We start from the raw sequence: 3,700 nt of genomic DNA on the forward strand, positions 1-3,700 counted from the left end.
ATAAAGCAAATATCTTCTTATAAGAAACTAGTTATGGCAAGCTAAATTAATAAGTTAATCACTTTAAATATATCAAACTAATCAAAAGCTAACAAAAAATAACATAAATCTGAAAATATATAGCAATAAGTTTGCTTTATCACTGTCTTCATTTAAATTTATTTAGGACTTCTTAATTTCAGAAAGCATAATATTAGTACATTCATAAGCCATAAACAAAGATAATAGGCAGTGACTTTATATAAAAGCAAAAGAATGAAAATGTAGGTCTTAGTCAATTAGATATCATTATAGTTGGTACCATCAATATTATTATTATTTATCAGTAACAAACCCTTGAATAATTCTTGTTTATTGTTTCCATAAGTATTAGGCTATGTAAATAGCCTAATAGTATTATGTAATAACTTACATAGATATATTCACTAATAGATAGCTTCAATATCCATAACTTTTTCACCCTTCATTTTGATTTCTACGTATTAGTCTATGTATTAGAATAAGAAATTAGTTTATATCTGCGAGAAACTATTCAGAATAGAGTAAGTTTATGCTAAATTAAGAGATATCAGTTGATAAATTATCTTCATTTATTAACTGATATCTCTCGACTTTTCCTGTATGCTAGATTGAGATTTATGAAAGGGCTCAATAAATAAGTATTTCTTCAAAAGCATGGTAATGAAACCATTTCATTACCATGCTTTTGAAGAAATACTTATGGTAAATATGTATCAAATTATAATTAAGGTATGATGCAGCTATTTTTAATGTTTTTGAATATGATGTTTGCCTTTTCATTATTATCCATCTAATGCAAATAAGTATTGTACTAAATATTAAATAATACTTAACCTCTTTAGTTAAAATTAAACTGTTTATAATTAACTTTCTACTACTACTTGAATATTCAGTAGATATTTAAAAAGGTATCAGAGATTAAAAATTAGGTTAATTACTCCATAATTATAGGTTTTAAAGTTACTATAGAAAAGTATCTAATAATCTGGATAATAACTTTATAGTCTAGCAATAATAGTCAATATCTCATAAACTATCCTAATTTAGGATAGTTTATGAGATATTCTTTAGGCTTCTAAAAAATCTTTGACTTATTAAGGCTTGAAAATAAATTGAGCAAATGAATCATAACAATTTATTACTTATTGTGGGAAATATGACCCATCCAAAATATTATTCAACTATATATTAATCATGTAAGATCATTTTTCTTTCCTAACTAATATAATTAGGAATAGTAACTTAAATTAAATAGACTCTTGTGATTACCTGTCATTTATAAGTGATTGATGGGAAAACTTTACTTTTTGCTAGGAAAGTTAAATTTTTATTTTTATGGTTACTTAGTAAGTCCATTCATTTATAGAAAGTACTATAAAATTATTGGTAAACAATCCAATACTCTCTTGCTCAATATGTTTTTTTGTCAGTGGTTTAACTATTGATATTAATGCATCTAGTTACTTGATTTCTAATCTTTATCGGTTCCTAAAAATCTACCCCATATATGCTATTCTATTGAGGTAATTCTTGGTTATATAATTCATAAGTGGACTATTTACTATTTATCTATTCACTACCTATAATATTTTTCAGAGCTACTGATTTTTTAATATCTTGTAAAGAATTAAATACTGATATCTATTATTAGAGCAAAAATTATCCATGTTTAAACACACTAGGATAAAATAATCATGTTTTTAACAATTCATATTTTGTTGCAAAATAAATGTTGTTTAAGATGCATTTATCAGCCTGTAAACAAAATATTTCTCTGATTTTATTATTAAAGTGATAAACATCATAAATTTGTTTCCAATGTACTTGAAGCAGATTTAAAAAGTGAGATAAAAAAGTATTGAAACTAGTTAATAACTCAACAAAATGTTCTCTTGTAAAACAACTACTTCCAGTACTGATCATCTTTCACAAGATGGTCCCAAATTATATACGACAACATCATCACCAAATATCTTTGAAAAGAATGATATATCAATGGAAAATTTTTATGGTTCTTCCTCTCCTGATATATCAGCAATTAATCAGAACATATTGTTTCCAATAAATTTACCAGGCTTGCCAATTCCTAGTGGTCCTAATCCTAGTCCTTACATTAATAGTCCGGCCATTTTCCCTGACTTTGATGGTGATGGAAATGATGACAAATTTTGGTACAATACTAAAACAGGAGATACTAAAGTTTGGCTCATGGATGGCTCCAATATTTCTTCTGAAGCAGATTTAAAAACAATGTCAGGCTCTAATTTTAAAATTGGAGATTTTAATTTTGATGGTAAAACAGATATAGTCTGGCAAAATCTCCAAACAGGGGAAATGACTATGTGGTTAATGGAAGGTACTAACATTTCTTCTGAAGCTTCTATAGGCAATGTCGATCCAGGTATAGACTATAGTGTTGCAGATTTTAATGGTGATGGTAAGACTGACATTTTCCTACGAAATCAAATTACAGGAGAGAACAGTGCTTGGTTAATGGATGGTACAACCAAATTATCCCAGAAAACTTTAGCTAATAAGGATTCATCCTGGAGTTATACTATTGGTGAATTTAACCCCAATTTCAACACAGATATTTTCTGGCATAACAATGAAACTGGAGAAAATGCCATCTGGTTTATGAATGGGACTAAAGCTGATGAAACAGCCTTAGAAAGCTTTGGTGCCGGTTGGGACTATAAAATGGGTGACTTCAATGGAGACTTCGTTACAGATGTTCTTTGGCATAATTCTACAAGTGGTGAAAATGTCCTATGGCAAATGAATGGTAATCAACATAATGCTACCACTTTAGATATAGTCGACGCTGGTTGGGAATCTGGTATAGGTGACTTCAACGGTGATGGCAAGATGGATTTACTCTGGCATAACAAAGAAACTGGAGGAAGTAACATTTGGTTAATGGATGGAGAAAATGTATCTAAGAATGAGTTACCAAATTCTGGCCTTGGTATTGATAGTACCATCGCTGATTATGATGGCGATGGTGATACAGATATTCTTTGGCGCAATTCTGCTACTGGTGAGAATTTTGTCACTCTAGCTGATACAGTAAGTCCTAATACAACTCCTATAAATACACTTTCCCAGGAATGGATTACTTTTTAGATAATCTGCCTACATTGACTATCTAATTTTATGGTTTATATTCAGATTACAAACTTAAAAAATGTTTAGGTTAGTTTTTTGAATAGAGCGGGAATTTTATTGGTTATACCTGATGTGCATTTACCACCCGCTTATTTTTAATTAATGCTTGTATATGCTTATTCTAAGCTAAGTTTTACTCTCATAAATTTAGTTTTCCATATAGATTTAGATATATTTTTTTGCATAGCTTACTTCTTGTTAGCTTTATAAAAGCTGACACATTAAACTTTAAAAGTACTTTAGACTAAATTCTTAATATTTTGAATAAAGTAAAATTCTCATACAAATGATACAAGTACAGGATTTAATAATAAAGTGGTTTCAATTACCAACTGAGTCAATATGAAGTATTATGGTAGTTTATAAGGTATTGATTGTCTATATTACCTTATATATATTTAATTAGATAAAAAATTATGATAATTAAAATTTTTGTAAATTATCATTGATCTCAGTATATAAAAATGCAAGTAAAATAATTTGTAATACTGCTATAATTTCTGTTCTTTTA

1 protein-coding gene is annotated in these 3,700 nt (G+C 28.2%); it reads left to right on the top strand.

The features are described 5' to 3' along the window. Nucleotides 1–1,905 precede the first annotated feature (1,905 nt). On the top strand, nt 1,906–3,147 hold the full coding sequence (locus RINTHH_RS04910) for an FG-GAP repeat domain-containing protein (protein ID WP_231291159.1): 1,242 nt from the start codon (nt 1,906–1,908) through the stop codon (nt 3,145–3,147). Nucleotides 3,148–3,700: the final 553 nt, after the last annotated feature.

The organism is Richelia intracellularis HH01, assembly GCF_000350105.1.
GTDB lineage: Bacteria > Cyanobacteriota > Cyanobacteriia > Cyanobacteriales > Nostocaceae > Richelia > Richelia intracellularis.

Coding starts and splice junctions, on each gene's coding strand:
- RINTHH_RS04910 (WP_231291159.1), top strand. CDS start 1,906: ATGTTCTCTTGTAAAACAACTACTTCCAGTACTGATCATCTTTCACAA.